Here is a 23,761-nt window from a genome sequence, read left to right as displayed (position 1 = left end):
CCCGGCCGGCGCCGGCCGGGGGACACCCGCGGGGCGCCGTCAGCGCGCGGAGAAGCCGTACACCGTCTCCGACCGGTACACCTCGCCCGGGCGCAGCACCGTGGACGGGAAGCCCGGCTGGTTCGGGGAGTCCGGGAAGTGCTGGGTCTCCAGGGCGATCCCGGCGCAGGGGGCGAAGGGCGCCGGGAGATGGTCGCCGGTGTAGAGCTGGAGGCCGGGCTCGGTCGTCGAGACGGTGAGGGTGCGGCCGGAGGACGGGTCGTGCAGCTCGGCGACCTGCTCGGGTACCCGGCTCACCCCCTTGTCCAGCACGAAGTTGTGGTCGTACCCCGTGCCCACCTCGCGGGCAACGCGGAAGTCGAAGCGCGATCCGGCCACCTCGCGCAGCTCGCCCGTGGGGATCAGATCCTCGCCGACCGGCGTCAACCGGGAGGCGGCCAGCCGCAGTTCGTGCCCGGCCGCCGAACCCGCCCCGGAACCCGCCAGGTTGAAGTAGCCGTGGCTGGTGAGCGCGACCACCGTCGGCGCGTCCGTCGTCGCCTCGTACGCGATCCGCAGCGCGCCGTCGGCGTCCAGCGTGTACGTCACCGCCACGTCGAGCCGGCCGGGGAAGCCCTCCTCGCCGTGCGGACTCACCCGGGCGAGCCGCACCCCGTGCTCGGTGCCCGTCGCCTCCCACACCCGCTTGTCGAACCCGCGCGCACCTCCGTGCAGCACATGGGGCCCCTCGTTCGGCTCCAGGGCGTACACCACGTCGTCCAGCGGGAACCGCGCCCCCGCGAGCCGGTTGGCGTACCGCCCGATCAACGCGCCCAGATACGGCTCCGGATGCGCGAGATAGCCGTCGAGACCGGCGAACCCGAGCACCACGCCCGCCGTCCGGCCCTCCCGGTCCGGCACCTCGATGGAGCGCACGATCCCGCCGTACGTCAGGACCTCCACCCGCGTCCCGCCCCGCTCCAGCGTCCAGCGGTGGACCTCGGTGCCGTCGGGAAGTGTGCCGAAGAGTTCGCTCATGTCGAAACCCTAGGTGACCGGCGCGGTCCTCTGTAGCGTGCCGTTCATGCGACCCGTCACCGTGTCGACCGAGGTTCCGTACCCGCCCGCGCGGGTCCATGACTTCCTCGAAGTGATGGCCCACCACCAGCGGTTCACCGACCACTATCTGACCGACTGGCGCTACAGCGGCCCGAGCCGCGGCTTCGGCGCCCGTGCCACCGTCACCGCCGCCCTGGGCGGCACCCGGACCGAGGTCGGCATCGAGGTCATCAACTCCGAGCCACCGCACCGCATCGTCGAGCACAACGTCAGCGCCGGCGGCCGCCGCCAGGCCCACGGCATATACACCATCGCCCCGCTCCCGGACGGCGGCAGCCGGGTCTCCTTCACCTACACCTGGCTGTGCGCACCGCTGCCCGAACGCCTGCTGGCCCCCGTCGTGCGCGCCACGATGCGCCGCGCCAACCGCACGGTCATGCGCCGCCTGGCCGCCGAACTGGCCCGGTACGAGGGCGAGAGCGACGGCGAGGCCGACGGCGTCGGGTCGGGCGCTACGCCACCGGACCGGCGGCCGTGACCGTCCGGTAGGCGATCGACGCCAGCCGGGCCTGGCCGTCCCTGCTGGGGTGGAACCAGTCCCAGTGGCTGAGCTGGTCGGTGTCGAAGCGGTAGTCGTACACCGCGTTGCCGTCGAAGCGGCAGCGGCGGTCGGTGGCGCAGACCTCCTTCAGCACCTTGTTGTACGCCACCACCCGGTCCTCGACCTGATCGCGCCGGTGCCCGGCCGCCTCGCCCAGGTCGTCGGCGTCACCCAGCATCGAGGGGCAGATGCCGAGCTTCCAGACCTCCTTGCCCAGCGGATTGCCCCGGCCCTGCTCCCAGAGCCGTTTCAGATTCGGCACGCTCGCGACGTACACCTGCGTCTTCGGGGCGGCCGCGCGCAGGGTGCGCAGGGCCTCCTCGAAGTCCGCGCGGAAGCCGGCCACCGAGGTCATCGCCCGGGTGGAGGAGCGGCAGGCGTCGTTCGCGCCGACCAGCACGGTGACCAGTTCCGGGTCGCGACTCGCCGCGTCGGCCATCTGCTGCGAAAGATCCGCCATTCGGGCGCCCGTCATCGCGTAGTTCCAGCTGTGCGTGGCCGCGCCCGCCGCGCCGAGGAGCCGCATCGCCAGGCTCTCCACCTGGGCGTCGCTGCCCGTCGCCCAGGACACCTCGGGGCAGTCGGACAGCACCGTGCACGCGTCGAAGCCCCGGGTGATGGAGTCGCCGACCGCGGCGATCGAGGCCGGACTGCGGTTCCACACCGGCGCCTTGGCGGCCCGCGCCCCGGTGGCCCGGGCCGTGGGCGAGCCCTGGGCGTCGCACCCGGCGACGCCCAGCACGGTGGCCGCCGCCACGGCCAGGGCGAGCCGCGCCCGGTGGCTTCGCTTCCGCATTCCTGGTGCTCTCCTCGTTCGAAGTCGGGTGCTTTCCCCCATAACAACGTGCGAGGGTTCCCGGCGCCGGGTCCGCTGGAACGAACGGGGCCCGTACAAGCGTCCCCCTGGGTGAATGGTGAAGGATTCCTGGCACCGGGACCGACGGTACGTCACACTCCTTGCCCCGCCGCAAGGTAGCCTCGCCATCAGCGCGGTCGTGGTGCCACAGCCGCCGGCAAGCCAGCAAGATGTCCCGCTCTGCCCGGAGGTTCCGGTGACGACACGTGGAGTTCTGTACGTGCACTCCGCGCCGCGCGCGCTGTGCCCGCACGTCGAGTGGGCCGTCGCCGGGGTGCTCGGCACGCGCGTCAACCTCGACTGGATCCGGCAGCCCGCGGCCCCCGGCACCTGGCGCTCGGAGTTCTCCTGGCAGGGCCGGCCCGGCACCGCCTCCAAGCTGGCCTCCGCGCTGCGCGGCTGGCACCTGCTGCGCTTCGAGGTCACCGCGGAGCCCTGCGCCACCGCCGAGGGCGAGCGCTACAGCTGCACCCCCGACCTGGGCATCTTCCACGCCGTCACCGGTATCCACGGCGACATCCTCATCCCCGAGGACCGGCTGCGCGCGGCGCTCACCCGCTCCCAGCGCGAGGAGACCGACCTGGCGGCCGAGATCGCCAAACTGCTCGGCAAGCCGTGGGACGACGAACTGGAGCCGTTCCGGTACGCCGGGGAGGGCGCGCCGGTGCGGTGGCTGCATCAGGTGGTCTGAGCACGGTCGCGTTCGGTCGCGCGCATTCGTGTGCATCCCGCGTGTGTTCCGCGTACACGAGAAGGGCCCCCACCAGCCGGTGGGGGCCCTTCTCGTCGCGTACTCAGATGGTGCGGAACGCCAGCACCACGTTGTGGCCGCCGAACCCGAACGAGTCGTTCAGCGCGGCGATCCGGCCCTCCGGCAGCTGCCGGGCCTCGCCGACCACGACGTCCGCGTTGACCTCGGGGTCGAGGTCCTTCACGTTGATCGTCGGGGGCGCCGTACGGTTCACCAGCGCCAGGATCGATGCCACCGTCTCGATGCCACCGGCGCCACCGAGCAGGTGACCGGTCATCGACTTGGTGGCGGAGATCGCCATGTGCTCGACGTCGTCGCCGAACACCTTCCACAGCGCCTTGATCTCGGCGACATCACCCTGTGGGGTGGAGGTGGCGTGCGCGTTGACGTGGACGACCTCGGCCGGCTTCAGATCCGTGCTGTCCAGCAGGTTCTGGAGCGCCTGCGCGATGCCGTTGCCCGAGGGCTCCGGCTGCGTGATGTGGTGGCTGTCGGCGGAGATGCCCTGGCCGACCGCCTCCACGTAGATCCGGGCGCCGCGGGCCTTCGCGTGCTCCTCGGACTCCAGGATGACCACACCGGCGCCCTCGCCGAGCACGAAGCCGTCGCGGCCCGTGTCGAAGGGCCGGGACGCGCCCGAGGGGTCGTCGTTGTTCTTGGACATCGCCATCATGTTGCCGAACGCGGCGATGGGCAGCGGGTGGATCGCGGCCTCGGTGCCACCGGCGATGACCACGTCCGCACGCCCGGTGCGGATCATCTCGATCGCGTACCCGATGGCCTCGGCGCCGGAGGCGCAGGCCGACACGGGGGTGTGCACGCCGGCGCGGGCGCCCAGGTCGATACCGACGTTGGCCGCCGGGGAGTTGGGCATGAGCATCGGCACGGTGTGCGGGGAGACGCGGCGTACGCCCTTCTCCCGCAACACGTCGTACTGGTCCAGCAGCGTCGTCACACCGCCGATGCCGGAGGCGATCACCGTGCCGAGGCGGTCGGGGTTGACGGACGTGCCCGACGCGTCAGCGTCTGATGTCACAGCGCCGGCCCGCGCGGTGAAGCCGGCGTCCTGCCACGCCTCACGCGCGGCGATCAGCGCGAACTGCGCGGAGCGGTCGAGCTTGCGGGCCTGCGGCCGGGGGATGATCTCACCCGGCTCGACGGCGATACGAGCGGCGATGCGGACCGGCAGGTCCGCCGCCCACTCCTCTTCCAGAAGACGGACACCGGACTCACCGGCGACCAGGGCCTCCCAGAACGAAGCTACGTCGCCACCCAGCGGTGTGGTTGCGCCGATACCGGTGACGACCACGGTGCGATTGGTCGGGCTCACGGGAATTCTTTCTCCAACGGATGCGGGAATCTACGGCGCCACCGCCGGGTGGCGGGGCCTTGCCGGCCCGACGGCCTCGCGGCCTGACGGGCCGTGGGGCCTCAACGAGTGGCTCAGGCCTGGTGCTTGAGGATGTAGTCGGTCGCGTCGCCGACGGTCTTGAGGTTCTTGACGTCCTCGTCCGGGATCTTCACGTCGAAGCGCTCTTCGGCGGCGACGACGACCTCGACCATGGACAGCGAGTCGACGTCCAGGTCGTCGGTGAAGGACTTGTCCACCTGGACGTCCTCAACCGGGATGCCGGCGATCTCGTTGACGATTTCGGCGAGACCTTCGACGATCTCTTCCTGAGTGGCGGCCATGTCAGGCGCTCCTTCTTCGATATCCAGACGGTTTGTGGCATTTGTCCCCCCGCCGGATCGCATGATCCGGCACGGAGTGCCTAGGGGAGGGTAACGACCGTGGCGGCGTAGACGAGACCCGCCCCGAATCCGATGACGAGCGCGGTGTCACCGCTCTTCGCCTCCCCGGTCGCCAGGAGCCGCTCCATGGCGAGCGGGATCGAGGCGGCCGAGGTGTTGCCGGTGGTGCGGATGTCACGGGCGACCGTGACGTGCTCCGGCAGTTTGAGAGTCTTCACCATCGAGTCGATGATGCGCACATTGGCCTGGTGCGGGATGAAGACGTCCAGGTCGTCCGAGGTGATCCCGGCCGCGTCCAGCGCCTGCTGGGCGACCTTCGCCATCTCGAACACGGCCCAGCGGAACACCGCCTGGCCCTCCTGCGTGATCGCGGGGAACTTGATGTTTCCCTCGCGGTCCAGCGGAAGCTCGTTGACGTCGCCGACGTGGAAGCGGTCCCACGAGACGGTCTGCTTGATGATCGCGGACTTGTCGCCCTCGGAGCCCCACACGGTCGGGCCGATGGCCGGCTCCTTGGAGGGGCCGACGACGACCGCGCCGGCGCCGTCGCCGAACAGGAAGGCCGTGGCCCGGTCCTCCAGGTCGGTCAGGTCGCTGAGCCGCTCCACGCCGATCACCACGACGTACTCGGCGGAGCCCTCCACGACCATGCCCTTGGCCAGGGTGAGGCCGTAGCCGAAGCCCGCGCAGCCGGCCGAGATGTCGAAGGCGGCCGCCTTCTCGGTGCCGAGCTGGTCGGCGATCGAGGTGGCGATGGCCGGGGTCTGGGCGAAGTGCGACACCGTCGACACGACGACCGCGCCGACCTGCGAGGCGTCGATACCGGCGTCGGCGATCGCCTTGCCGGCCGCCTCGACCGACATCGCGGCCACCGTCTCCTCGGGGCCCGCCCAGTGCCGGGTCTCGATGCCGGAACGGGAGCGGATCCACTCGTCGGACGAGTCGATCTTCTCCAGGATCACCTCGTTGGGCACCACACGGGTCGGACGGTAGCCGCCGACACCGAGGATGCGCGCGTACGGGGCGCCCTTGCTGGGCTTGATCTTCGCCATCTACGGCTCCTTGGGCGTCAGGCGTCGACGTGCTCGGTGAGGAGCGCGCGGGCCGCGTCGAGGTCGTCGGGGGTCTTCAGGGCCAGCGTCCTGACGCCGGGCAGCGCCCGCTTGGCCAGTCCGGTGAGCGTGCCGCCGGGGCACACCTCGATGAGCGCGGTGACGCCCAGCTCCTTGAACGTCTCCATACACAGGTCCCAGCGCACCGGGTTGGCCACCTGGCCGACCAGCCGCTCCAGCACCTCGGTGCCGGACGTGACGGACCTGCCGTCCTTGTTGGAGACGTAGGGGATCCCGGGGTCGGCGGGCGCGAGACCGGCGGCGGCCTCGGCCAGCGTCTCGACCGCGGGGGCCATGTGCCGGGTGTGGAAGGCACCGGCCACCTTCAGCGGGACGACCTTGCGCACGCCCTCGGGCTTGTCCTCGCTCAGCGCGGCCAGCTGCGCCAGCGTGCCCGCCGCGACGATCTGCCCCGCGCCGTTGATGTTCGCGGGCGTCAGGCCCAGCTTCTCCAGGTGCGCGAGGGAGGTCTCGGGGTCGCCGCCGAGCAGCGCCGACATGCCGGTCTCGGTGATCGCGGCGGCGTCCGCCATGGCGAGGCCGCGGGTGCGGACCAGCTTGAGGGCCGCGGCGTCCGACAGCACGCCCGCGAAGACGGCCGCGGTGATCTCGCCGACGCTGTGCCCGGCCACCGCGCCCGGCGCGATCTCCGGCATGGCACCGAGTGCCGCGGCGGACAGGATCCCGGCGGCGACCAGCAGCGGCTGGGCCACGGCGGTGTCACGGATCGCGTCGGCGTCGGCCTGGGTTCCGTAGTGCGCCAGATCGAGGCCGATGGCGTCCGACCACGCGGCGACACGGTCGGCGGCACCGGGGAGTTCGAGCCAGGGGGTCAGGAAGCCGGGCGTCTGGGCGCCCTGGCCGGGAGCGACGAGTACGAGCACTCTCACACTCTCTCTTGGGTACGGGCACGGCCGCCCGTGGGGACAGGGACGAAGAACATGAAGGGCTTTTGTTGACCTCCGACAAAACCCTATGCCTGGGGGTCACCGTCGGCCAGGCGCCCCAGGATGAGCGCGATCCGCAGCGTGAACGCGGATCGTACATCCGAAGGCGACCACCCGGTGACGTCTGTCACACGTCGGAGCCGGTAGCGCACGGTGTTCGGGTGAACGAAGAGCATCCGTGCCGCGCCCTCCAGGCTGCTCGCCTGCTCCAGGTAGACACTCAGGGTTTCCAGGAGTGCCGAGCCGGCCTCTCCCAGCGGTCTGTAGATCTCCTCCACCAACTGCTCACGGGCGCTCGGATCGCCCGCGATCGCGCGCTCCGGCAGCAGATCGTCCGCCAGCACGGGCCGCGGCGCGTCCTGCCACGCCGTGCACGCCTTCAGCCCGGCCGCGGCGGCCTGCGCGGACCGGGTGGCGGCCAGCAGGTCGGGTACGACGGGACCGGCGACCACCGGACCCGCCGCGTAGGGCCCGATCAGCGACTTCGCCACCGCCAGCGGGTTGGGGCTGCCGCCCGCGATCACCACGAGGCGATTGCCCAGCACGCCGGTGAGCACCTGGAGCTTGGCATGCCGTGCCGCCCGCCGGATCGCCTCCACGGTCAGCTCGCTGTCCCCGTCCGGGGCGGTGCCGAGGACGACGCACACATGCTCGGGGGAGTTCCAGCCCAGCGCGGCGGCCCGGCTGACGGCGCCCTCGTCGGCCTCGCCGCTGAGCACGGCGTTGACCACCAGCGACTCAAGACGCGCGTCCCAGGCACCGCGTGCCTCGGCGGCCTGGGCGTACACCTGGGCGGTCGCGAAGGCGATCTCCCGCGCGTACACCAGCAGCGCCTCGCGCAGCACGCGCTCGTCGCCCGGGGCGGCCACCTCGTCGATGGCGCTCTCCATGACCTCGATGGTGGTGCGCACCATCTCCACGGTCTGCCGCAGCGTGATCGCCCGGGTCAGCTCGCGCGGCGCGGTCCCGAAGACGTCCGTGGAGATCGCCTGGGGGGTGTCCGGGTGCCGGAACCACTCGGTGAACGCCGCGATGCCCGCCTGGGCGACCAGCCCGATCCAGGACCGGTTCTCCGGGGGCATCGCCCGGTACCACGGCAGGGTCTCGTCCATCCGCGCGATCGCCTGGGCGGCGAGACTCCCGGAGGACTTCTCCAGCCGTTTCAGGGTCGCGGCGTGCGTATGGACGAAGGATGCTGCGGGGTCACCAGGGTGGGATTCGGGTTCGGGCACGGGGACAAGAGTGCCTTATCCGGACGGGAACATGCGTCGCCGGGTCGGTGACCCGGGGCCCGCGCGCACCGGGGACGGGACTACGGTGGGGACGTGATCGACGTACGGCGCGCCGCCGAGCGCTACCCGGGCGGGGACCCGGCGGCCGGGATCGAGACCCGCCACGCCTTCTCCTTCGGCCCGCACTACGACCCCGACAACCTGCGCTTCGGCCCGCTGATCGCCTGCAACGAGGAACGGCTCGCGCCCGGCGCCGGATTCGGCGAACACCCGCACAGCCACACCGAGATCGTCACCTGGGTGATCGAGGGCGAGCTGACCCACCGCGACTCCGCGGGCCATGAGCGGACCGTGCGCGCGGGGGACGTCCAGCACCTGAGCGCGGCGGCGGGCGTACGGCACGTCGAACGCAACGACGGCCAGGGCCCGTTGGCCTTCCTCCAGATGTGGCTGGCCCCGCTGGAGCCGGGCGGCGAGCCGTCGTACGACATCGTCCCGGGCATCGCCGACGCCACCCCGTACGCCGTCCCGGCCGCGGGCGCCATGCTGCATGTGCGCCGCCTCGGCGCGGGGGAGCGGACCGCCGTGCCGGACGCGGCGTTTCTGTACGTCCATGTGGTGCGCGGCGCGGTGCGGCTGGACGGCGCGGAGCTGGGCGCGGGGGACGCGGCCCGGATCACCGGCGCGCAGGGCCTGGCGGCGGACGCGGTGACGCCCGCCGAGCTGCTGGTGTGGGAGCTGTCCGGCTGACGGCCCACCGCTCGGCGTCACCGGGCCGGACCGCCTTGCGCTGATCAGCGCATGCCGCGCGTCTCGTCCAGCACCGCGTCGGTGAAGACCGGCCATGCCTCGATCGCCCAGGGGCCGAAGGGGCGGTCGGTGAGGGCGGCGCAGGCGAGGTTCGCGCCCGGGTCGATCCACAGGAAGGTGCCGGCCTGGCCGAAGTGGCCGAAGGTGCGGGGGGAGGAGGAACCGCCGGTCCAGTGCGGGGACTTGCCGTCGCGGATCTCGAAGCCGAGGCCCCAGTCGTTGGGGTTCTGATGGCCGTAGCCCGGCAACACGCCCTTGGTGCCCGGGAACTGGACGGTCATCGCCGCCGCGACCGTGCGCGGGTCCAGCAGCCGGGGCGCCTGCACCTCCGCCGCGAACAGCAGCAGGTCCGCCACCGTCGAGACGCCGTCCTTCGCCGGGGAGCCCGTGAGCGAGGTGGCCGTCATGCCCAGCGGCTCCAGCACCGCCTGCCGCGCGTAGTGCGCGAACGGGATGTCCGTCGCCTTGGCGATGTGGTCGCCGAGCTGCTCGAACCCGGCGTTGGAGTACAGCCGCCGCTCCCCGGGCGGCGCCATCACCCGGTGCTCGTCGAAGGCGAGGCCGGAGGTGTGCGCCAGCAGGTGCCGCACCGTCGCCCCGGGCGGCCCGGCCGGCTCGTCCAGCTCGATCGCCCCCTCCTCGTAGGCCACCAGCGCGGCGTAGGCGGCCAGCGGCTTGGTGACGGAGGCGAGGGGGAAGCGGTGGGCGAGGGGTCCGTGCGTCCCGAGGACGGTCCCGTCGGCTCGTACGACACCCGCGGCCGCGGTGGGCACGGGCCAGTTCTCGATCGACGCCAGGCTGTTCAACGACATGCCGTCGAGCCTATGCGGCTCACAGCATGAGCCGCATCGACGGGTCCGGATCCCGGGTGAAGCCCAGCGACTCGTACAGCGGCTGGGCGTCCGGCGAGGCGGTGAGCAGGACATGTCCGGCGCCCCGCGCCCGGAGCCAGGCCAGCAGCTCGTCCATGCACGCCCGCGCGTAGCCCCGGCGCCGGGCGTCCGGGTCGGTGGCCACGCTGAAGACGTAGCCGACCCGGCCCCGGGGGTTGTGCGGGGTGCCGACGCGGTAGTCCACGGTGCCCGCCGCCAGCGCGGCCAGCCCGCCCGGCCGCTCCGGCGACTCGACGACGAACGCCCCGAAGTCACCGTCGGCGTCCCCCTCGCCCCCGGCGAGCCGCTTCCGCAGCAGCGGCAGGGACTCGGCGTGCCAGCCCGTCTCCCCGGTGAAACCCGGCCTGCCCAGCGAATCGATCATGACCTGGCGCAGGCGCAGTACTTCGGCGGCGTCCTCGGGCCCGGCCCGGCGTGCGAGACTCATGCCCCGCACGCTATCCAGCCACCCGGCGCCCGGTCCCGCGGATTTCTTACCGGCCCGGCTTGCTTGGAGTGCACTCGAAGGTCATAGCGTTGAGGCATGACGGTGATGCAGACCACGCCTGCGACCCTTGAGGACTCACACCCCGCCGACATCTGCTCCGCCCGGCCCCCGCGCCACCCGCGCCCGGACGGCCAGGACCGCTACACGATCAGCGAGGTCGTCGCCTGCACCGGCCTGACCGCGCACACGCTGCGCTGGTACGAACGGATCGGCCTGATGCCGCACGTCGACCGCTCGCACACGGGCCAGCGCCGGTACACCAACCGCGACCTGGACTGGCTGGACCTGGTGACCAAGCTGCGGCTGACCGGCATGCCGGTGGCGGACATGGTCAGGTACGCGGAGCTGGTGCGCGAGGGCGCCGGGACCTACCGGGAGCGGCAGGAACTGCTGGAGCGGACCCGCCGGGACGTGCTCGGCCGGATCGCGGAGCTGCGGGACACGCTCGCCGTGCTCGACCGCAAGATCGATTTTTACGCCACTGAGGGGAACACACGATGACCGACACCAGGATTCCGACGGCCCGCCTGGGAGCGCAGGGGCCCGAGGTCGGTGTGCAGGGACTCGGCTGCATGGGCATGAGCTTCGGCTACGGCCGCACCGACACCGACCAGGCGCGCGCCGCCCTCGACCGGGCGCTGGAACTGGGCGTGACCCTCTACGACACCGCCGACGCGTACGGCGCCGGGGAGAACGAGCGGTTCCTCGCCCCGTTCTTCCGGGCCCACCGCGACGAGGTGGTGATCGCCACCAAGTTCGCCCTGTCCATCCCGAAGGACGACCCCACCAAGCGGATCATCCGCAACGACTCCCCGTACATCCGCGAGGCCGTCGAGGGCAGCCTCCAGCGGCTCGGCGTGGACGAGATCGACCTCTACTACATGCACCGCCGCGATGTGAACGTGCCCATCGAGGAGACCGTCGGCACGATGGCGGAGCTGGTGCGCGAGGGCAAGGTCAAGCAGCTGGGCCTCAGCGAGGTCACCGCCGAGGAGCTGCGCGCCGCGCACGCCGTGCACCCGATCGCGGCCGTGCAGTCGGAGTGGTCCCTGTTCAGCCGGGACATCGAGGCGCATGTCGTGCCCGCCGCACGGGAGTTGGGCGTCGCGCTGGTGCCGTACTCGCCGCTCGGCCGGGGCTTCCTCACGGGCGCGTTCGCCAACGCGGACAAGGACCTCAGCTCCGACGACTTCCGCCGTCAGCAGCCCCGCTTCACCGGTGACAACGCCGCCGCCAACGCGGCGCTCCTGAAGCCCCTGCACACCATCGCCGCCGCCCATGACGCGAGCGCCGCCCAGATCGCCCTGGCCTGGGTCCAGCAGCGCGCCGCGATCGACTCCCTGACGGTGATCCCGATCCCGGGCACCCGCAAGGCGAGCCGGGTGGCGGAGAACGTGGCCGCGACCCGGATCACGCTGACCGAGGACGAGCTGGCGCTGCTGGAGCCGATCGCGGGCAAGGTGGCGGGCGAGCGGTACGCGGACATGGCGTTCACCTCGGCGGGCCGGGAGTGATCACAGCTCCGCGAGCAGTTCCGCCTTCTTGCCGGTGAACTCCTCGTCGGTCACCAGACCGGCCTGATGCAGCTCACCGAGATGCCTGATCCGCTCGGCGATGTCCGCGGGGTCGCGACGGCACTGCGACACCGCGGGCACCGGCCGCCGCGAACGGACGGCCGCGAGCACCGCGGCGGCGAACGGCAGCGACTCGTGCACCGGCCCGTAACCCAGCCCGAACACCACCGCCGCCGGGTCCTGGTCGGGCTCCGGGACCGCCGCCGCACCCGAGGCGCGCAGCCGCAGGAACCCCTCCAGGGCCTCCGGTGAGCGCCATTCCACCCCGCTGAGGTCGGCGACCGCGTAACTCTGGTCGCCGGCCTTCCACTTGGCCGTGGACGCGCCCGTCCAGGACCAGCGGAACTGCACCGACGTCCCGTCGAACGTCGCCTTGCCGTCGTACGCCTTGAACTGGAGCGGCCCCTCGGGCGCGGCCACCAGATAACGGTCCGCGGGGCCCGACTCCGTCAGCCGCGCCGCCAACTCCTCCGCGCAGGACGCCGCCTGGGTCTCCCGCTCGGCCGGCAGCACCAGCCGGTAGGGGTCGGAACCCTCCTTCAGCTGCCCGTCCGCCGCCTCCATGAGCGGATCCGCGCCCGCCCGGGGCACCAGCCGCAGGACGAGGGTGCCGCGCCGGCCCGGGGCGAGCGTGACCTCCTCCAGCGCGGACAGCGGGATCCGCCGCTCGCCGAGCGCCTGGAACAACTTTGGTGTTCGAATCCCCCGTTCGTAGCGGATGAGCACGGAGTCGGACTCGAACTCCCAGACGGCATGAAAACCCGCCAGTACGTCACCCATGCGGCTCATCGTATGCGGCACGTCCTTTTCCGTCGCCACCTTCGCGGACCGCACTTCCTGCTGTTTCTACGCGCGTTGGGCCGTCGTCGTGGCGCTCAGACCGGCCCGGCACAGGTCACTCTCACCGGCGCACGTCACCGAGTCGTACGCGCCCGTGCCGATGTCGGCGAGGTTGCGCAGGCTGTCCGTGCCCGGGGTGAAGTACCCGGCGTGGCCCTGCGCGTCCCGCGCGGACAGCACCCGGGCGCCGAAGCCCCCGGCGACCGGGTCGGCGCCGTGCCCGAGCCCGCCCAGCTCCAGGTACGGGACGTCCTGGATCCAGTCGGTGGCGTCCCGCATGGCCCACACCCGGGCGGTGGTGTCCAGGTCGGCGGCCCTGGAGACCCGCATCCCGGGGCTGGCGGCCACCGCTATGTCGGCGACCCGGTCGGGCATGTCGTGCGCGGCGACCCCGCACAGCACGGAGCCGTAGCTGTGGCAGAACATCGACACCGGGGCCCGGCCGGGCAGGGCCCGCAGCAGCGCGTTCAGCCGCAGGGAGCCCTCCGCCGCGCGCGCCCCGGTGGCCGCGTCCACGCCGAGGCCGTCGGGGGAGGTGTAGTCGGCCCAGGCGATCACGGCCGTACGCGTCCTCGGGGCGGCGGCGCGCTCCGCCGCGTACAGCGCCTTGGCCATGCCGACCGGGGCGGTGTAGGGGCGGTTGGTCTTCTGGAAGGTGAGCAGGTCGGTGTCGACGCCGGGGACGACGACCGAGATCCGCTGCGCCTTCGCCAGGTTTCCGAACACCTCGGAGAGACGGCCGGTGCCCGCCGGGTCGAAGGAGAGGATCTGGCGGCCGGGGGTCAGCAGCGACTCGTAGCGGTGCATACGACGGCCCGCGTCCTGCTGGCCGGCCGCGCTGAGCCGGCTGTCGTGCATGCGCTCGCGCTCGACCGCGCGCTGCTGCTCCAGGGCGATGTGGTTGGCCCGGTAGCGCAGGGAGACCGGCGCGCCGTTCATGTTGCCCACCGCGAGCGGATAGCGGTGGGCGAGGCGGGAGCGGTCCTGCGCGGAGAGCGAGACGAAGAAGCGGGTGAGCCGCGCCGGGTCGGCCCCCGGGTCCGGCAGCCGCGCTCCGTGCAGGCTGCCGTGCGTCCACTTGTCGCGGGACGCCTGGAGTTCGCCGGACTCCCGGTGGGTGCGCAGGGCGGTCCAACCGGTGGTGGCGAGCATCACGAACACGACGGCCAGCGCCAGCATCGCGCGCCAGACGTTGAGTTGCGGGGAGGAGGTATCGAAGGAAGTCACTGGGAGGACACACTAGGAGAACGAGACGGTCTCGCGGTAACCCAGTGACCGGGATCACGTTTCGGTGGAGATCGAACACGCTGTGAACGATCTTTCGAACCTGTCGCGGTCGATCTGCTGAACACCACATCGGCGGCCCCCGGACGCACTTCCGTCGATCTTTCCGACGTGGTGCCAACGGCCTCAGCTCGCGCGCCAGTTCCCGCGCAGCGCCGAACTCACCTGATCGAGGTAGGAGACGGTGAGTGATCTGACGGCCTCCAGGCTGAAGTCCCGGCCCAGGCACCACTGCCGTTCCGTGACCCGAATCACCCCGCCGAACACCGCCACCGCGAGCCTCGGCCGGGGGTCCGTGTCCACGTTCACGCCCTCCCGCTCGGCCAGCAGCCGCGCGAGGCTCTCCTCGACGGCGGTCGAGCGGCGCAGATGGGCGGCGAGCAGCGCGGGCGTCGACTCGATCGTCCGGTACATGCGCAGATACAGCTCCATCGGCACGGCCGACTCGACGGTCTCGCGGATCGACTCCCAGTCCTGGAGGACGGCCTGCCGCAGCGCCTCCATCGGCGCCTCGTGCGGCGGCCGGGCGCGCAGGGCGGCCAGGAAGTGGGCCTCCGTCATCTCCTGGACCGCGAAGGCGGCGTCCTCCTTGCCCGCGAAGTAGCGGAAGAAGGTGCGCTGCGAGACCTCGCAGGCCGCGGCGATCTCGTCCACCGTCGTGCGCTCGTACCCCTGGGTGGTGAACAGTTCGAGAGCGGCCCGCAGGAGCGACTCCCGGGTACGCCGCTTCTTGCGCTCGCGCAGCGTCTCCATGGCCCCTCGACTGCCCCTTCCCGAACGTTCGACCAGCTCAGCCTATGTGGAAGTCCGTACTGTCAGTTACCGACTTATGGAAATGTTTGTCAACTGTCAGTGGCTGTCACTAGTCTCGAACGCATGACTGGTCAGACCACCATCGACACGACGGGCCCGGGTGACGGAGCCCCGCCGGCCCGGGCGGAGCACGCGCCGGCCACAGGGTTGCGCGGCCACCCGTGGCTCACCCTGATCACCGTCGCCGTAGGGGTCATGATGGTGGCCCTGGACGGCACCATCGTGGCCATCGCCAACCCGGCCATCCGCGACCATCTGCACGCGACCTTCGCCGATGTGCAGTGGATCACCAACGCCTACTTCCTCGCCCTCGCGGTCACCCTGATCACCGCGGGCAAGCTCGGTGACCGCTTCGGGCACCGGCAGACCTTCCTCATCGGTGTGACCGGCTTCGCCGCCGCCTCCGGCGCGATCGGGCTGTCGAACGGCATCGCCGCCGTCGTCACCTTCCGCGTCTTCCAGGGCTTGTTCGGCGCGCTGCTGATGCCGGCCGCGCTCGGCCTGCTGCGGGCCACGTTCCCGGCCGAGAAGCTCAACATGGCCATCGGCATCTGGGGCATGGTGATCGGCGCCTCCACCGCGGGCGGCCCGATCCTCGGCGGCGTGCTCGTGCAGCACGTCAACTGGCAGTCGGTGTTCTTCATCAATGTGCCGGTCGGCGCGATCGCCCTGCTCCTGGGCCTGCTGATCCTGCTCGACCACCGCGCGCGCAACGCGCCGCGCTCCTTCGACGTGCTCGGCATCGCGCTGCTGTCCGGCGCGATGTTCTGCCTCGTCTGGGCCCTCATCAAGGCGCCGAGCTGGGGCTGGGGCGCGGCCGAGACCTGGGGCTTCATCGCCGCCTCGGTCCTGCTGTTCGCGTCCTTCGCGTTCTGGGAGACCAAGGTCGCCGAACCGCTCATCCCGCTCGGCCTGTTCCGCTCCGTGCCGCTGTCGGCCGGTGTGGTCCTGATGGTCCTGATGGCCATCGCCTTCATGGGCGGCCTGTTCTTCGTGACCTTCTACCTTCAGAACGTGCACGGGATGTCCCCGGTCGACGCCGGCCTGCACCTGCTGCCGCTCACCGGCATGATGATCGTCGCCTCGCCGCTCGCCGGAGCCGCGATCACCAAGCTCGGCCCGCGGATCCCGCTGGCCGGCGGCATGGCCGCGACCGCGATCGCCATGTACGGCATGTCCACGCTCAAGGCCGGCACGGGCAGCGGCGTGATGTCCGTCTGGTTCGCCCTCCTCGGCTTCGGCCTCGCGCCGGTCATGGTCGGCGCGACGGAGGTCATCGTCGGCAACGCGCCGATGGAGCTGTCCGGTGTGGCCGGCGGTCTCCAGCAGGCCGCCATGCAGATCGGCGGCAGCCTCGGTACGGCGGTGCTGGGCGCGGTGATGGCCTCCAAGGTCGACAGCGCGCTGCCGGGCAACTGGTCCCACGCGGGGCTGCCGCCGCTGACGCCGACCCAGCTCGACCAGGCGTCGGAGGCGGTGCAGGCCGGGGTGGCACCGGTGCCGAAGGGGATACCGGCCGAGGTCGCCGCCAGGATCACGACCGTGGCGCACGACACGTTCATCTCCGGGATGAGCCTCGCGTGCCTGGTCGCCGCGGGGGTCGCCGTGGTCGCGGTGCTGGTGGCCTTCCTGACCAAGCGGGGCGGGAACGCGGAGGCGGGCGCGGGCGTGGGGCACATCTGACCCCGGTCGCCTATCAGAGTGACTCCGGCCAAGATCCCTGGCGCGGTGCGCTCCGCGCGGGACAGAGTTCCACCGGCAGCCGGGTTTGCAGACGCGCACGGCAGGAGGGGGGCGGTGCGCGTCTGCGGCTGCGGGCTCACCCGACCGCGGGCAGCCGTGCCGCCGGGGGCGCTGGGGGTACCCCCTCCCTCTGGGGGAGGTACCCGGCAAGCGCCCCTACGGCATAGTTACGCGTCGCCTCCCGCCGCCCCCGGGTGCGCCGCCGTCACGTCCAGCACCTGGTACCGGTCGATCGCCTGCTTCAGCACCGAGCGGTCCACCCGCCCCGCCCGCGCCAGCTCCGTGAGCACCGCCACCACGATCGACTGCGCGTCGATGTGGAAGAAGCGCCGCGCCGCCCCCCGGGTGTCCGCGAAGCCGAAGCCGTCCGCGCCGAGGGACTGGTACGCGCCGGGCACCCACCGGGCGATCTGGTCCGGGACCGAGCGCATCCAGTCGGACACGGCCACGAACGGCCCCTCCGAGCCGCTCAGCTTGCGCGTCACGTACGGCACCAGCTGCTCCTCCTCCGGGTGCAGGAGGTTGTGCTGCTCGCAGGCCACCGCCTCCCGCCGCAGTTCGTTCCAGGACGTCGCGGACCACACCGAGGCCCGTACGTTCCAGTCCTCCGCGAGGATCCGCTGCGCCTCCAGGGCCCACGGCACCGCGACGCCCGACGCCATGATCTGCGCCGGGACCGCCCCGCCGGGCCCGTCGGACAGCTTGTGGATGCCCTTGACGATGCCCTCGACGTCCACCCCGGCCGGCTCCGCGGGATGCTGGATGGGCTCGTTGTAGACGGTGAGGTAGTAGAAGACGTCCTCGCCGTGCGGGTGCTCCGCCGAGCCGCCGTACATACGGCGCAGCCCGTCCTGCACGATGTGCGCGATCTCGTAGGCGTACGCCGGATCGTAGGCGACGCACGCCGGGTTCGTGGACGCCAGCAACTGCGAGTGCCCGTCGGCGTGTTGCAGGCCCTCGCCGGTGAGCGTCGTACGGCCCGCCGTCGCCCCGAGGACGAAGCCGCGCGCCAGCTGGTCGGCCATCTGCCAGAACTGGTCGCCGGTGCGCTGGAACCCGAACATCGAGTAGAAGACGTACACCGGGATCAGCGGCTCGCCGTGCGTCGCGTAGGCGGACCCGGCCGCGATCAGCGAGGCCGTGCAGCCCGCCTCGGAGATGCCGTCGTGCAGCATCTGGCCGGTGGGCGACTCCTTGTAGGCGAGGAGCAGTTCACGGTCCACCGACTCGTACTGCTGGCCGAGCGGGTTGTAGATCTTCGCGCTCGGGAAGAAGGAGTCCATGCCGAACGTGCGGTACTCGTCCGGTGCGATCAGTACGAAGCGCCGCCCGATCTCCTTGTCCCGCATGAGGTCCTTGAGCAGCCGTACGAAGGCCATCGTGGTCGCGATGGACTGCTGACCGGTGCCCTTCTTCACGGTCGCGTAGGCCTTGTCGTCCGGCAGCGCGAGCGCCTTGGAGCGCACCACGCGCGTGGGGACGTACCCGCCGAGGCCCTTGCGGCGGTCGTGCATGTACTGGATCTCCTCCGAGTTCCGCCCCGGGTGGTAGTACGGCGGCAGGCCGGACTCCAGCTCCCGGTCGGAGATCGGCAGGTGCAGCCGGTCCCGGAAGCGCTTCAGGTCGTCGACCGTCAGCTTCTTCATCTGGTGCGTGGCGTTGCGGCCCTCGAAGTTCGGGCCCAGTGTCCAGCCCTTGATCGTCTTGGCCAGGATGACCGTGGGCTGGCCCTTGTGCTCATTGGCCGCCTTGAACGCCGCGAAGATCTTGCGGTGGTCGTGGCCGCCGCGGCCCAGGTGCAGGATCTGGTCGTCGCTCAGGTTCTCGACCATCGCGCGCAGCCGGTGGTCGTCGCCGAAGAAGTGCCGGCGGATGTAGGCGCCCGACTCGGTGGCGTACGTCTGGAACTGCCCGTCCGGCGTCATGTTCATCTTGTTGACCAGGACGCCGTCCCGGTCCTGCGCGAGCAGCGGGTCCCAGGAGCGGTCCCAGATCAGCTTGATCACATTCCAGCCGGCGCCCCGGAAGACCGACTCCAGCTCCTGGATGACCTTGCCGTTGCCGCGCACCGGGCCGTCCAGGCGCTGGAGGTTGCAGTTGACCACGAAGGTCAGGTTGTCCAGGCCCTCCCGGGCCGCGAGCGTGAGCTGGCCGAGCGACTCCGGCTCGTCCATCTCGCCGTCGCCCAGGAACGCCCACACATGCGACTTGGAGGTGTCCGCGATCCCGCGCGCCTCCATGTAGCGGTTCATCCGCGCCTGGTAGATCGCGCCCAGCGGGCCGAGGCCCATGGAGACCGTCGGGAACTCCCAGAAGTCCGGCATGGAGCGCGGGTGCGGATAGCTGGACAGGCCGTTCGGGTACGCCGACTTCTCCTGGCGGAAGCCGTCCAGCTGGTTCTCGGTGAGCCGGTCCAGCAGGAAGGCGCGGGCGTAGATGCCGGGGGAGGCGTGGCCCTGGAAGAAGACCTGGTCGCCGCCGTCGCCCTCGTCCTTGCCGCGGAAGAAGTGGTTGAAGCCCACGTCGTACAGGGACGCCGAGGAAGCGAAGGTGGCGATGTGGCCGCCCACGCCGATGCCGGGGCGCTGGGCGCGCGAGACCATCACGGCCGCGTTCCAGCGCGTCGCGTTCAGGATCCTGCGCTCGATCTCCTCGTTGCCCGGGAAGAACGGCTCGCTCTTGGTCGGGATCGTGTTCACGTAGTCCGTGCTGCGCATCTCGGGCACGGCCACGCGCTTCTCGCGGGCCCGCTCGATCAGCCGCAGCATGAGATAGCGCGCCCGCTCCCGGCCGCGCTCGTCCACGACGGCGTCCAGGGAGTCGAGCCACTCCTGGGTCTCTTCGGGATCAAAGTCAGGAACCTGACTCGGAAGGCCGCCAATGATGATCGGGGTGCGATCGGATCCGGAAGCCACGCTGTTCCTTACCTGTCGGAGGGCCGGTTGTCGCTGCTCGTGCCTACTGCTCGTAGACACTGCCGCTCATGCCTACTGCCAGTGCCCGCGCCGTTCCCCATCGTGTACCTCGGGGGGACGTCCGTCATCTCCACCGGCGCCACCCCGCGTACCGCCGGAGCACACCGCCGGTCAAAACGCAACGATACGCCCGGGGTGTGACGCGCTTGGCAAAGTTGTTCGATGGTTCCGGCCGCAGATGATTCCGCTGAACGCAAACCGGGCACATGCGGGTGATGTGGGTGGCGAGGAATCGAGATACGGTGCCAGGAGTTGCCACGACACGGCCGGTATCGTCACCGTTTCGGCGGTCGGGACGGCCGGGTACTTGCGCTATCCGCCCCGCCCGTGTGGACTACGGCCAATGCTTCGCGCACGCGCGTGGCTGAGATATTCACCAGACATGATCAGGAGGCAAACCGTGAGCGCGACCGCGGACCACGCGGAGGAGCGGACGAACCCTGCCGCCAGGCTGGGGTTCCAGCCCGGACAGGTGGTCCAGGAGATCGGCTACGACGACGACGTCGACCAGGAACTCCGCCAGGCCATCGAGGAAGCCGTCGAAGGTGACCTGATGGACGAGGAATACGACGATGTGGCCGACGCCGTCGTGCTCTGGTTCCGGGACGACGACGGCGACCTGACGGATGCGCTGGTGGACGCCACCACGTACATCGAAGAGGGCGGCGCGATTCTGCTCCTCACGCCGAAGACCGGACGTTCGGGATACGTCGAGCCGAGCGACATCTCGGAAGCCGCGACGACGGCCGGCCTGACCGCCGCGAAGAGCGTCAGCGTCGGCAAGGACTGGAGCGGCAGCCGGCTGGCCACGCCGAAGGCGGCCAAGTCGAAGCGGTGACCGCGACCGGACGGGCCGGATCTCGCCCCGGCCCGTCCGGAACCCAGGTGATCGCTGCGTAGGGTGGACCAGAGCGTTTGCTGTGCTCTCACCCGAACAGCCCACCGAAGGGAAGCACGACATGGCGATCCAGGTCGGAGACAAGGCGCCCGACTTCGAGCTCAAGGACAACCACGGCCGCACCGTGCGGCTCGCCGACTTCCGCGGCGAGAAGAACGTGGTCCTGCTCTTCTACCCCTTCGCCTTCACCGGCGTGTGCACCGGCGAGCTGTGCGAGCTGCGTGACAACCTGCCGAAGTTCGCCGACCGCGACACCCAGCTGCTCGCCGTCTCGAACGACTCCATCCACAGCCTGCGTGTCTTCGCCGAGCAGGAGGGTCTGGAGTACCCGCTGCTCAGCGACTTCTGGCCGCATGGCAACGTCTCGCGCGACTACGGCGTCTTCGACGAGGACAAGGGCTGCGCGGTGCGGGGCACCTTCGTCATCGACAAGGACGGCGTCGTGCGCTGGACCGTGGTCAACGGGCTGCCGGACGCGCGCGACCTGAACGAGTACGTGAAGGCGCTCGACACCCTCTAGTCGGCCGGTCGGCCGAACCTGGGAACCTTCGGGTCCAGGGTCTGCGGGGGGCGGGAACTCGTCACTAGGATCGGCTCGTTGATCCCATATCCGAAGCACGACGGGGCTCCCCGCCCCTCGACACCACATGGAGGACTCGTGGGAGTCAGCCTCAGCAAGGGCGGCAACGTCTCGCTGACCAAGGAGGCCCCGGGCCTGACCGCCGTCATCGTCGGACTGGGCTGGGACGTGCGCACCACGACCGGCACCGACTTCGACCTCGACGCGAGCGCGCTGCTGCTGAACAACTCCGGCAAGGTCATCAGCGACCAGCACTTCGTCTTCTTCAACAACCTCAAGAGCCCCGACGGCTCCGTGGAGCACACCGGCGACAACATCACCGGTGAGGGCGAGGGCGACGACGAACAGATCAAGATCAACCTCGCCGGTGTGCCCGCCGACGTGGACAAGATCGTGTTCCCGGTGTCGATCTACGACGCCGAGAACCGCCAGCAGTCCTTCGGCCAGGTGCGCAACGCGTTCATCCGCGTCGTCAACCAGGCCGGCGAGGCCGAGATCGCCCGCTACGACCTCAGCGAGGACGCCTCCACCGAGACCGCCATGGTCTTCGGCGAGCTGTACCGCAACGGCGCGGAGTGGAAGTTCCGCGCCATCGGCCAGGGCTACGCGTCCGGGCTGCGCGGCATCGCCCAGGACTTCGGCGTCAACGTCTGACGTCCGTCAGCTGGGACACCGTCCGGCGCCGCGCCGTTTACGGCCGGCGCCGGACGCGCAGGAAACAGGAAGCACTGTCAGGGGAGGACCAGCAATCATGGGCGTGACGCTCGCCAAGGGAGGCAATGTCTCCCTCTCCAAGGCCGCACCGAACCTCACCAACGTCATGATCGGGCTCGGCTGGGACGCGCGCTCCACCACCGGCGCCCCCTTCGACCTGGACGCCAGCGCGCTGCTGTGCGGTGCCAACAACCGGGTGATGGGCGACGAGTGGTTCGTCTTCTACAACCAGCTCAAGAGCCCGGACGGTTCGGTCGAGCACACCGGCGACAACCTCACGGGTGAGGGCGAGGGCGACGACGAGTCGATCCTGGTGGACCTCCCCAAGGTCCCGCCCCAGTGCGAGAAGATCATCTTCCCGGTCTCCATCCATATGGCCGACGAGCGCGGACAGACCTTCGGACAGGTCTCCAACGCCTTCATCCGGGTCGTCAACCAGTCGGACGGTCAAGAACTCGCCCGGTACGACCTCAGCGAGGACGCCTCCACCGAAACCGCCATGATCTTCGGCGAGCTGTACCGCTACCAGGGCGAATGGAAATTCCGGGCGGTCGGTCAGGGGTACGCGTCGGGGCTGCGCGGCATCGCTCTAGACTTTGGGGTCAACGTTTCGTAAAGCCGTGCGCGGCGCGGGGGAGACCCTCATGGGAGGCACCCCCACAACACGATGGGGTAACCAGTGCTACTGAAAACCTTCGGCTGGTCGCTCGCGGTCACCGCGATCGGCTTGGTCGCCGCCGTCTTCTACGGGGGGTGGGAGGCCTTCGGGGTGGTGGCGATCCTCGCCGTCCTGGAGATCTCGCTCTCCTTCGACAACGCGGTGGTCAACGCCGGGATCCTGAAGAAGATGAATGCCTTCTGGCAGAAGATCTTCCTCACGGTCGGCGTCCTCATCGCCGTCTTCGGCATGCGGCTGGTCTTCCCCGTCGTCATCGTGGCCATCACCGCCAAGCTCAACCCGATCGACGCGGTGCACCTCGCCTTCGCCGACAAGGACCGCTACCAGCAGCTGGTCACCGACGCCCACCCGGCGATCGCGGCCTTCGGCGGCATGTTCCTGCTGATGATCTTCCTGGACTTCATCTTCGAGGACCGGGACATAAAGTGGCTCCAGTGGATCGAGCGGCCGCTGGCCAAGCTCGGCAAGGTCGACATGCTGTCGGTCTGCATCGCCCTGATCATCCTGCTGGTCACCTCCTTCACCTTCGCCACCCACGCCCACCAGCACGGCGGCGCGCACATCGACAAGGCGCAGACGGTCCTGATCTCCGGCATCGCCGGTCTGATCACGTACATGATCGTCGGCGGTCTCTCCGGCTTCTTCGAGGAACGCCTGGAGGAAGAGGAGGAGCGCGAGCACGAGGAGGAGGAAGAGGCCGCCCGCACCGGCAAGAAGAAGTCCGCCGTGCTGCTGGCCGGCCAGGCCGCGTTCTTCATGTTCCTCTACCTGGAGGTCCTGGACGCGTCCTTCTCCTTCGACGGTGTGATCGGCGCCTTCGCCATCACCAACGACATCGTGATGATGGCCCTCGGCCTCGGCATCGGCGCGATGTACGTCCGTTCGCTCACCGTCTACCTGGTCCGCCAGGGCACCCTCGACGACTACGTCTACCTGGAGCACGGCGCCCACTACGCGATCGGCGCCCTGGCCATCATCCTCATGGTCACCATCCAGTACGAGATCAACGAGGTGATCACCGGTCTCGTCGGCGTCGTCCTGATCGCCCTGTCCTTCTGGTCCTCCGTACGGCGGAACCGGGCCCTCGCGGCGGCCGAAGGCGGCAGCGGGGAGAAGGCCGAAGTCTCCTCCGGGGTGTGACACCCTGATCCATGAGGAACGCTCTGTTCGGGGCGGCGGGCA

Annotated in this window: 24 protein-coding genes; 11 read left to right on the top strand and 13 right to left on the bottom strand. The window is 70.6% G+C overall.

The genetic code is table 11. The features are described from left to right. Positions 1–39 precede the first annotated feature (39 nt). Positions 40–1,017, bottom strand: a complete 978-nt coding sequence (locus tag ACLF5H_RS04740; RefSeq protein WP_421674800.1) for an aldose epimerase family protein — start codon at positions 1,015–1,017, stop codon at positions 40–42. A 46-nt stretch (positions 1,018–1,063) separates the two neighbouring features. On the opposite strand from ACLF5H_RS04740, the gene ACLF5H_RS04735 reads away from it, so the two are divergent. Further along, positions 1,064–1,576, top strand: a complete 513-nt coding sequence (locus ACLF5H_RS04735) for an SRPBCC family protein (protein ID WP_421674799.1) — start codon at positions 1,064–1,066, stop codon at positions 1,574–1,576. Here the strand turns inward: ACLF5H_RS04735 and ACLF5H_RS04730 are convergent. Continuing rightward, the gene (locus ACLF5H_RS04730) at positions 1,551–2,435 is read right to left on the bottom strand and encodes an SGNH/GDSL hydrolase family protein (RefSeq protein WP_421674798.1); all 885 of its coding nucleotides are present in this window, start codon (positions 2,433–2,435) and stop codon (positions 1,551–1,553) included. The genes ACLF5H_RS04735 and ACLF5H_RS04730 overlap by 26 nt on opposite strands. A 256-nt stretch (positions 2,436–2,691) precedes the next feature. Between ACLF5H_RS04730 and ACLF5H_RS04725 the strand changes: the two genes are divergently transcribed. Continuing rightward, positions 2,692–3,186: a DUF3145 domain-containing protein gene (locus ACLF5H_RS04725; RefSeq protein ID WP_351874749.1), complete on the top strand. Its 495-nt coding sequence runs from the start codon at positions 2,692–2,694 to the stop codon at positions 3,184–3,186. A 103-nt stretch (positions 3,187–3,289) separates the two neighbouring features. Here the strand turns inward: ACLF5H_RS04725 and fabF are convergent, their stop codons facing one another. The 5 genes from fabF to fasR form a co-directional block, all read right to left on the bottom strand. Beyond that, positions 3,290–4,576: a beta-ketoacyl-ACP synthase II gene (fabF, locus tag ACLF5H_RS04720; protein ID WP_421674797.1), complete on the bottom strand. Its 1,287-nt coding sequence runs from the start codon at positions 4,574–4,576 to the stop codon at positions 3,290–3,292. Positions 4,577–4,689: 113 nt separating this feature from the next. After that, a complete protein-coding gene (locus ACLF5H_RS04715) occupies positions 4,690–4,938 on the bottom strand; it encodes an acyl carrier protein (protein ID WP_037661514.1) in 249 nt (82 codons plus the stop codon). A gap of 80 nt (positions 4,939–5,018) precedes the next feature. Further along, the gene (locus tag ACLF5H_RS04710; protein ID WP_421674796.1) at positions 5,019–6,050 is read right to left on the bottom strand and encodes a ketoacyl-ACP synthase III; all 1,032 of its coding nucleotides are present in this window, start codon (positions 6,048–6,050) and stop codon (positions 5,019–5,021) included. A 17-nt stretch (positions 6,051–6,067) separates the two neighbouring features. Continuing rightward, positions 6,068–6,994: an ACP S-malonyltransferase gene (locus tag ACLF5H_RS04705; RefSeq protein ID WP_421674795.1), complete on the bottom strand. Its 927-nt coding sequence runs from the start codon at positions 6,992–6,994 to the stop codon at positions 6,068–6,070. An 89-nt stretch (positions 6,995–7,083) separates the two neighbouring features. After that, positions 7,084–8,289 (bottom strand): fatty acid biosynthesis transcriptional regulator FasR, encoded by a 1,206-nt coding sequence (fasR, locus tag ACLF5H_RS04700; protein WP_145485145.1) that lies wholly within the window; start codon positions 8,287–8,289, stop codon positions 7,084–7,086. 93 nt (positions 8,290–8,382) lie between these two features. Here fasR and ACLF5H_RS04695 point away from each other — a divergent pair, with 93 nt between their 5' ends. Then, complete coding sequence (locus ACLF5H_RS04695) at positions 8,383–9,039, top strand: pirin family protein (RefSeq protein ID WP_421674794.1); 657 nt, start codon at positions 8,383–8,385, stop codon at positions 9,037–9,039. A 44-nt stretch (positions 9,040–9,083) separates the two neighbouring features. Here the strand turns inward: ACLF5H_RS04695 and ACLF5H_RS04690 are convergent, their stop codons facing one another. Both ACLF5H_RS04690 and ACLF5H_RS04685 read right to left on the bottom strand, forming a co-directional pair. Then, positions 9,084–9,911: a serine hydrolase domain-containing protein gene (locus tag ACLF5H_RS04690; RefSeq protein WP_421674793.1), complete on the bottom strand. Its 828-nt coding sequence runs from the start codon at positions 9,909–9,911 to the stop codon at positions 9,084–9,086. Positions 9,912–9,930: 19 nt separating this feature from the next. Beyond that, on the bottom strand, positions 9,931–10,419 hold the full coding sequence (locus ACLF5H_RS04685; RefSeq protein WP_421674792.1) for a GNAT family N-acetyltransferase: 489 nt from the start codon (positions 10,417–10,419) through the stop codon (positions 9,931–9,933). A 96-nt stretch (positions 10,420–10,515) separates the two neighbouring features. Here ACLF5H_RS04685 and ACLF5H_RS04680 point away from each other — a divergent pair, with 96 nt between their 5' ends. Together ACLF5H_RS04680 and ACLF5H_RS04675 are read left to right on the top strand one after the other, a co-directional pair. Beyond that, positions 10,516–10,980, top strand: a complete 465-nt coding sequence (locus tag ACLF5H_RS04680) for a MerR family transcriptional regulator (protein WP_402106121.1) — start codon at positions 10,516–10,518, stop codon at positions 10,978–10,980. Next, positions 10,977–11,993 (top strand): aldo/keto reductase, encoded by a 1,017-nt coding sequence (locus ACLF5H_RS04675; RefSeq protein WP_421674791.1) that lies wholly within the window; start codon positions 10,977–10,979, stop codon positions 11,991–11,993. Before ACLF5H_RS04680 ends, ACLF5H_RS04675 begins: the two co-directional genes overlap by 4 nt. Here ACLF5H_RS04675 and ACLF5H_RS04670 read toward each other — a convergent pair whose 3' ends face one another. The 3 genes from ACLF5H_RS04670 to ACLF5H_RS04660 all read right to left on the bottom strand — a co-directional run bounded on the left by ACLF5H_RS04670 (position 11,994) and on the right by ACLF5H_RS04660 (position 14,930). Further along, positions 11,994–12,833, bottom strand: a complete 840-nt coding sequence (locus ACLF5H_RS04670; protein ID WP_421674790.1) for a DUF4429 domain-containing protein — start codon at positions 12,831–12,833, stop codon at positions 11,994–11,996. 66 nt (positions 12,834–12,899) lie between these two features. Further along, on the bottom strand, positions 12,900–14,120 hold the full coding sequence (locus ACLF5H_RS04665; protein ID WP_421674789.1) for an alpha/beta hydrolase: 1,221 nt from the start codon (positions 14,118–14,120) through the stop codon (positions 12,900–12,902). 183 nt (positions 14,121–14,303) lie between these two features. Next, positions 14,304–14,930: a TetR family transcriptional regulator gene (locus ACLF5H_RS04660; RefSeq protein WP_421674788.1), complete on the bottom strand. Its 627-nt coding sequence runs from the start codon at positions 14,928–14,930 to the stop codon at positions 14,304–14,306. A gap of 123 nt (positions 14,931–15,053) precedes the next feature. Between ACLF5H_RS04660 and ACLF5H_RS04655 the strand changes: the two genes are divergently transcribed. Continuing rightward, on the top strand, positions 15,054–16,673 hold the full coding sequence (locus tag ACLF5H_RS04655) for an MFS transporter (protein WP_421674787.1): 1,620 nt from the start codon (positions 15,054–15,056) through the stop codon (positions 16,671–16,673). Positions 16,674–16,900: 227 nt separating this feature from the next. Here the strand turns inward: ACLF5H_RS04655 and aceE are convergent, their stop codons facing one another. After that, complete coding sequence (gene aceE, locus ACLF5H_RS04650; RefSeq protein WP_421674786.1) at positions 16,901–19,648, bottom strand: pyruvate dehydrogenase (acetyl-transferring), homodimeric type; 2,748 nt, start codon at positions 19,646–19,648, stop codon at positions 16,901–16,903. A 460-nt stretch (positions 19,649–20,108) separates the two neighbouring features. On the opposite strand from aceE, the gene ACLF5H_RS04645 reads away from it, so the two are divergent. The 5 genes from ACLF5H_RS04645 to ACLF5H_RS04625 all read left to right on the top strand — a co-directional run bounded on the left by ACLF5H_RS04645 (position 20,109) and on the right by ACLF5H_RS04625 (position 23,719). Further along, positions 20,109–20,546 carry a DUF3052 domain-containing protein gene (locus ACLF5H_RS04645; RefSeq protein WP_037661542.1) on the top strand — a complete coding sequence of 146 codons (438 nt, stop codon included), beginning with the start codon at positions 20,109–20,111 and terminating at the stop codon, positions 20,544–20,546. 121 nt (positions 20,547–20,667) lie between these two features. Then, complete coding sequence (locus ACLF5H_RS04640; RefSeq protein ID WP_161251439.1) at positions 20,668–21,126, top strand: peroxiredoxin; 459 nt, start codon at positions 20,668–20,670, stop codon at positions 21,124–21,126. 138 nt (positions 21,127–21,264) lie between these two features. After that, on the top strand, positions 21,265–21,840 hold the full coding sequence (locus ACLF5H_RS04635) for a calcium homeostasis/redox stress adaptation protein (protein WP_037661546.1): 576 nt from the start codon (positions 21,265–21,267) through the stop codon (positions 21,838–21,840). A gap of 97 nt (positions 21,841–21,937) precedes the next feature. Continuing rightward, positions 21,938–22,516 carry a TerD family protein gene (locus ACLF5H_RS04630; RefSeq protein ID WP_037661547.1) on the top strand — a complete coding sequence of 193 codons (579 nt, stop codon included), beginning with the start codon at positions 21,938–21,940 and terminating at the stop codon, positions 22,514–22,516. 63 nt (positions 22,517–22,579) lie between these two features. After that, entirely contained in the window at positions 22,580–23,719 is a 1,140-nt protein-coding gene (locus tag ACLF5H_RS04625) for a DUF475 domain-containing protein (RefSeq protein WP_421674785.1), read from the top strand. Positions 23,720–23,761: the final 42 nt, after the last annotated feature.

The sequence above is a fragment of the Streptomyces sp. LaBMicrA B280 genome (assembly GCF_049222185.1).
GTDB classification, from domain to species: domain Bacteria; phylum Actinomycetota; class Actinomycetes; order Streptomycetales; family Streptomycetaceae; genus Streptomyces; species Streptomyces murinus.
The sequence above is the reverse complement of the archived record's forward strand: the minus strand, read 5'-3'. Positions and strand labels throughout refer to the sequence as shown.

Bases quoted from the DNA above. Each gene is read 5' to 3' on its own strand.
- ACLF5H_RS04735 (WP_421674799.1), top strand. From the start codon at position 1,064: ATGCGACCCGTCACCGTGTCGACCGAGGTTCCGTACCCGCCCGCGCGG.
- ACLF5H_RS04675 (WP_421674791.1), top strand. From the start codon at position 10,977: ATGACCGACACCAGGATTCCGACGGCCCGCCTGGGAGCGCAGGGGCCC.
- ACLF5H_RS04655 (WP_421674787.1), top strand. From the start codon at position 15,054: ATGACTGGTCAGACCACCATCGACACGACGGGCCCGGGTGACGGAGCC.
- ACLF5H_RS04685 (WP_421674792.1), bottom strand. From the start codon at position 10,419: ATGAGTCTCGCACGCCGGGCCGGGCCCGAGGACGCCGCCGAAGTACTG.
- ACLF5H_RS04680 (WP_402106121.1), top strand. From the start codon at position 10,516: ATGACGGTGATGCAGACCACGCCTGCGACCCTTGAGGACTCACACCCC.
- ACLF5H_RS04690 (WP_421674793.1), bottom strand. From the start codon at position 9,911: ATGTCGTTGAACAGCCTGGCGTCGATCGAGAACTGGCCCGTGCCCACC.
- ACLF5H_RS04670 (WP_421674790.1), bottom strand. From the start codon at position 12,833: ATGGGTGACGTACTGGCGGGTTTTCATGCCGTCTGGGAGTTCGAGTCC.
- ACLF5H_RS04740 (WP_421674800.1), bottom strand. From the start codon at position 1,017: ATGAGCGAACTCTTCGGCACACTTCCCGACGGCACCGAGGTCCACCGC.
- ACLF5H_RS04640 (WP_161251439.1), top strand. From the start codon at position 20,668: ATGGCGATCCAGGTCGGAGACAAGGCGCCCGACTTCGAGCTCAAGGAC.
- ACLF5H_RS04630 (WP_037661547.1), top strand. From the start codon at position 21,938: ATGGGCGTGACGCTCGCCAAGGGAGGCAATGTCTCCCTCTCCAAGGCC.
- ACLF5H_RS04715 (WP_037661514.1), bottom strand. From the start codon at position 4,938: ATGGCCGCCACTCAGGAAGAGATCGTCGAAGGTCTCGCCGAAATCGTC.
- ACLF5H_RS04730 (WP_421674798.1), bottom strand. From the start codon at position 2,435: ATGCGGAAGCGAAGCCACCGGGCGCGGCTCGCCCTGGCCGTGGCGGCG.
- ACLF5H_RS04660 (WP_421674788.1), bottom strand. From the start codon at position 14,930: ATGGAGACGCTGCGCGAGCGCAAGAAGCGGCGTACCCGGGAGTCGCTC.
- ACLF5H_RS04710 (WP_421674796.1), bottom strand. From the start codon at position 6,050: ATGGCGAAGATCAAGCCCAGCAAGGGCGCCCCGTACGCGCGCATCCTC.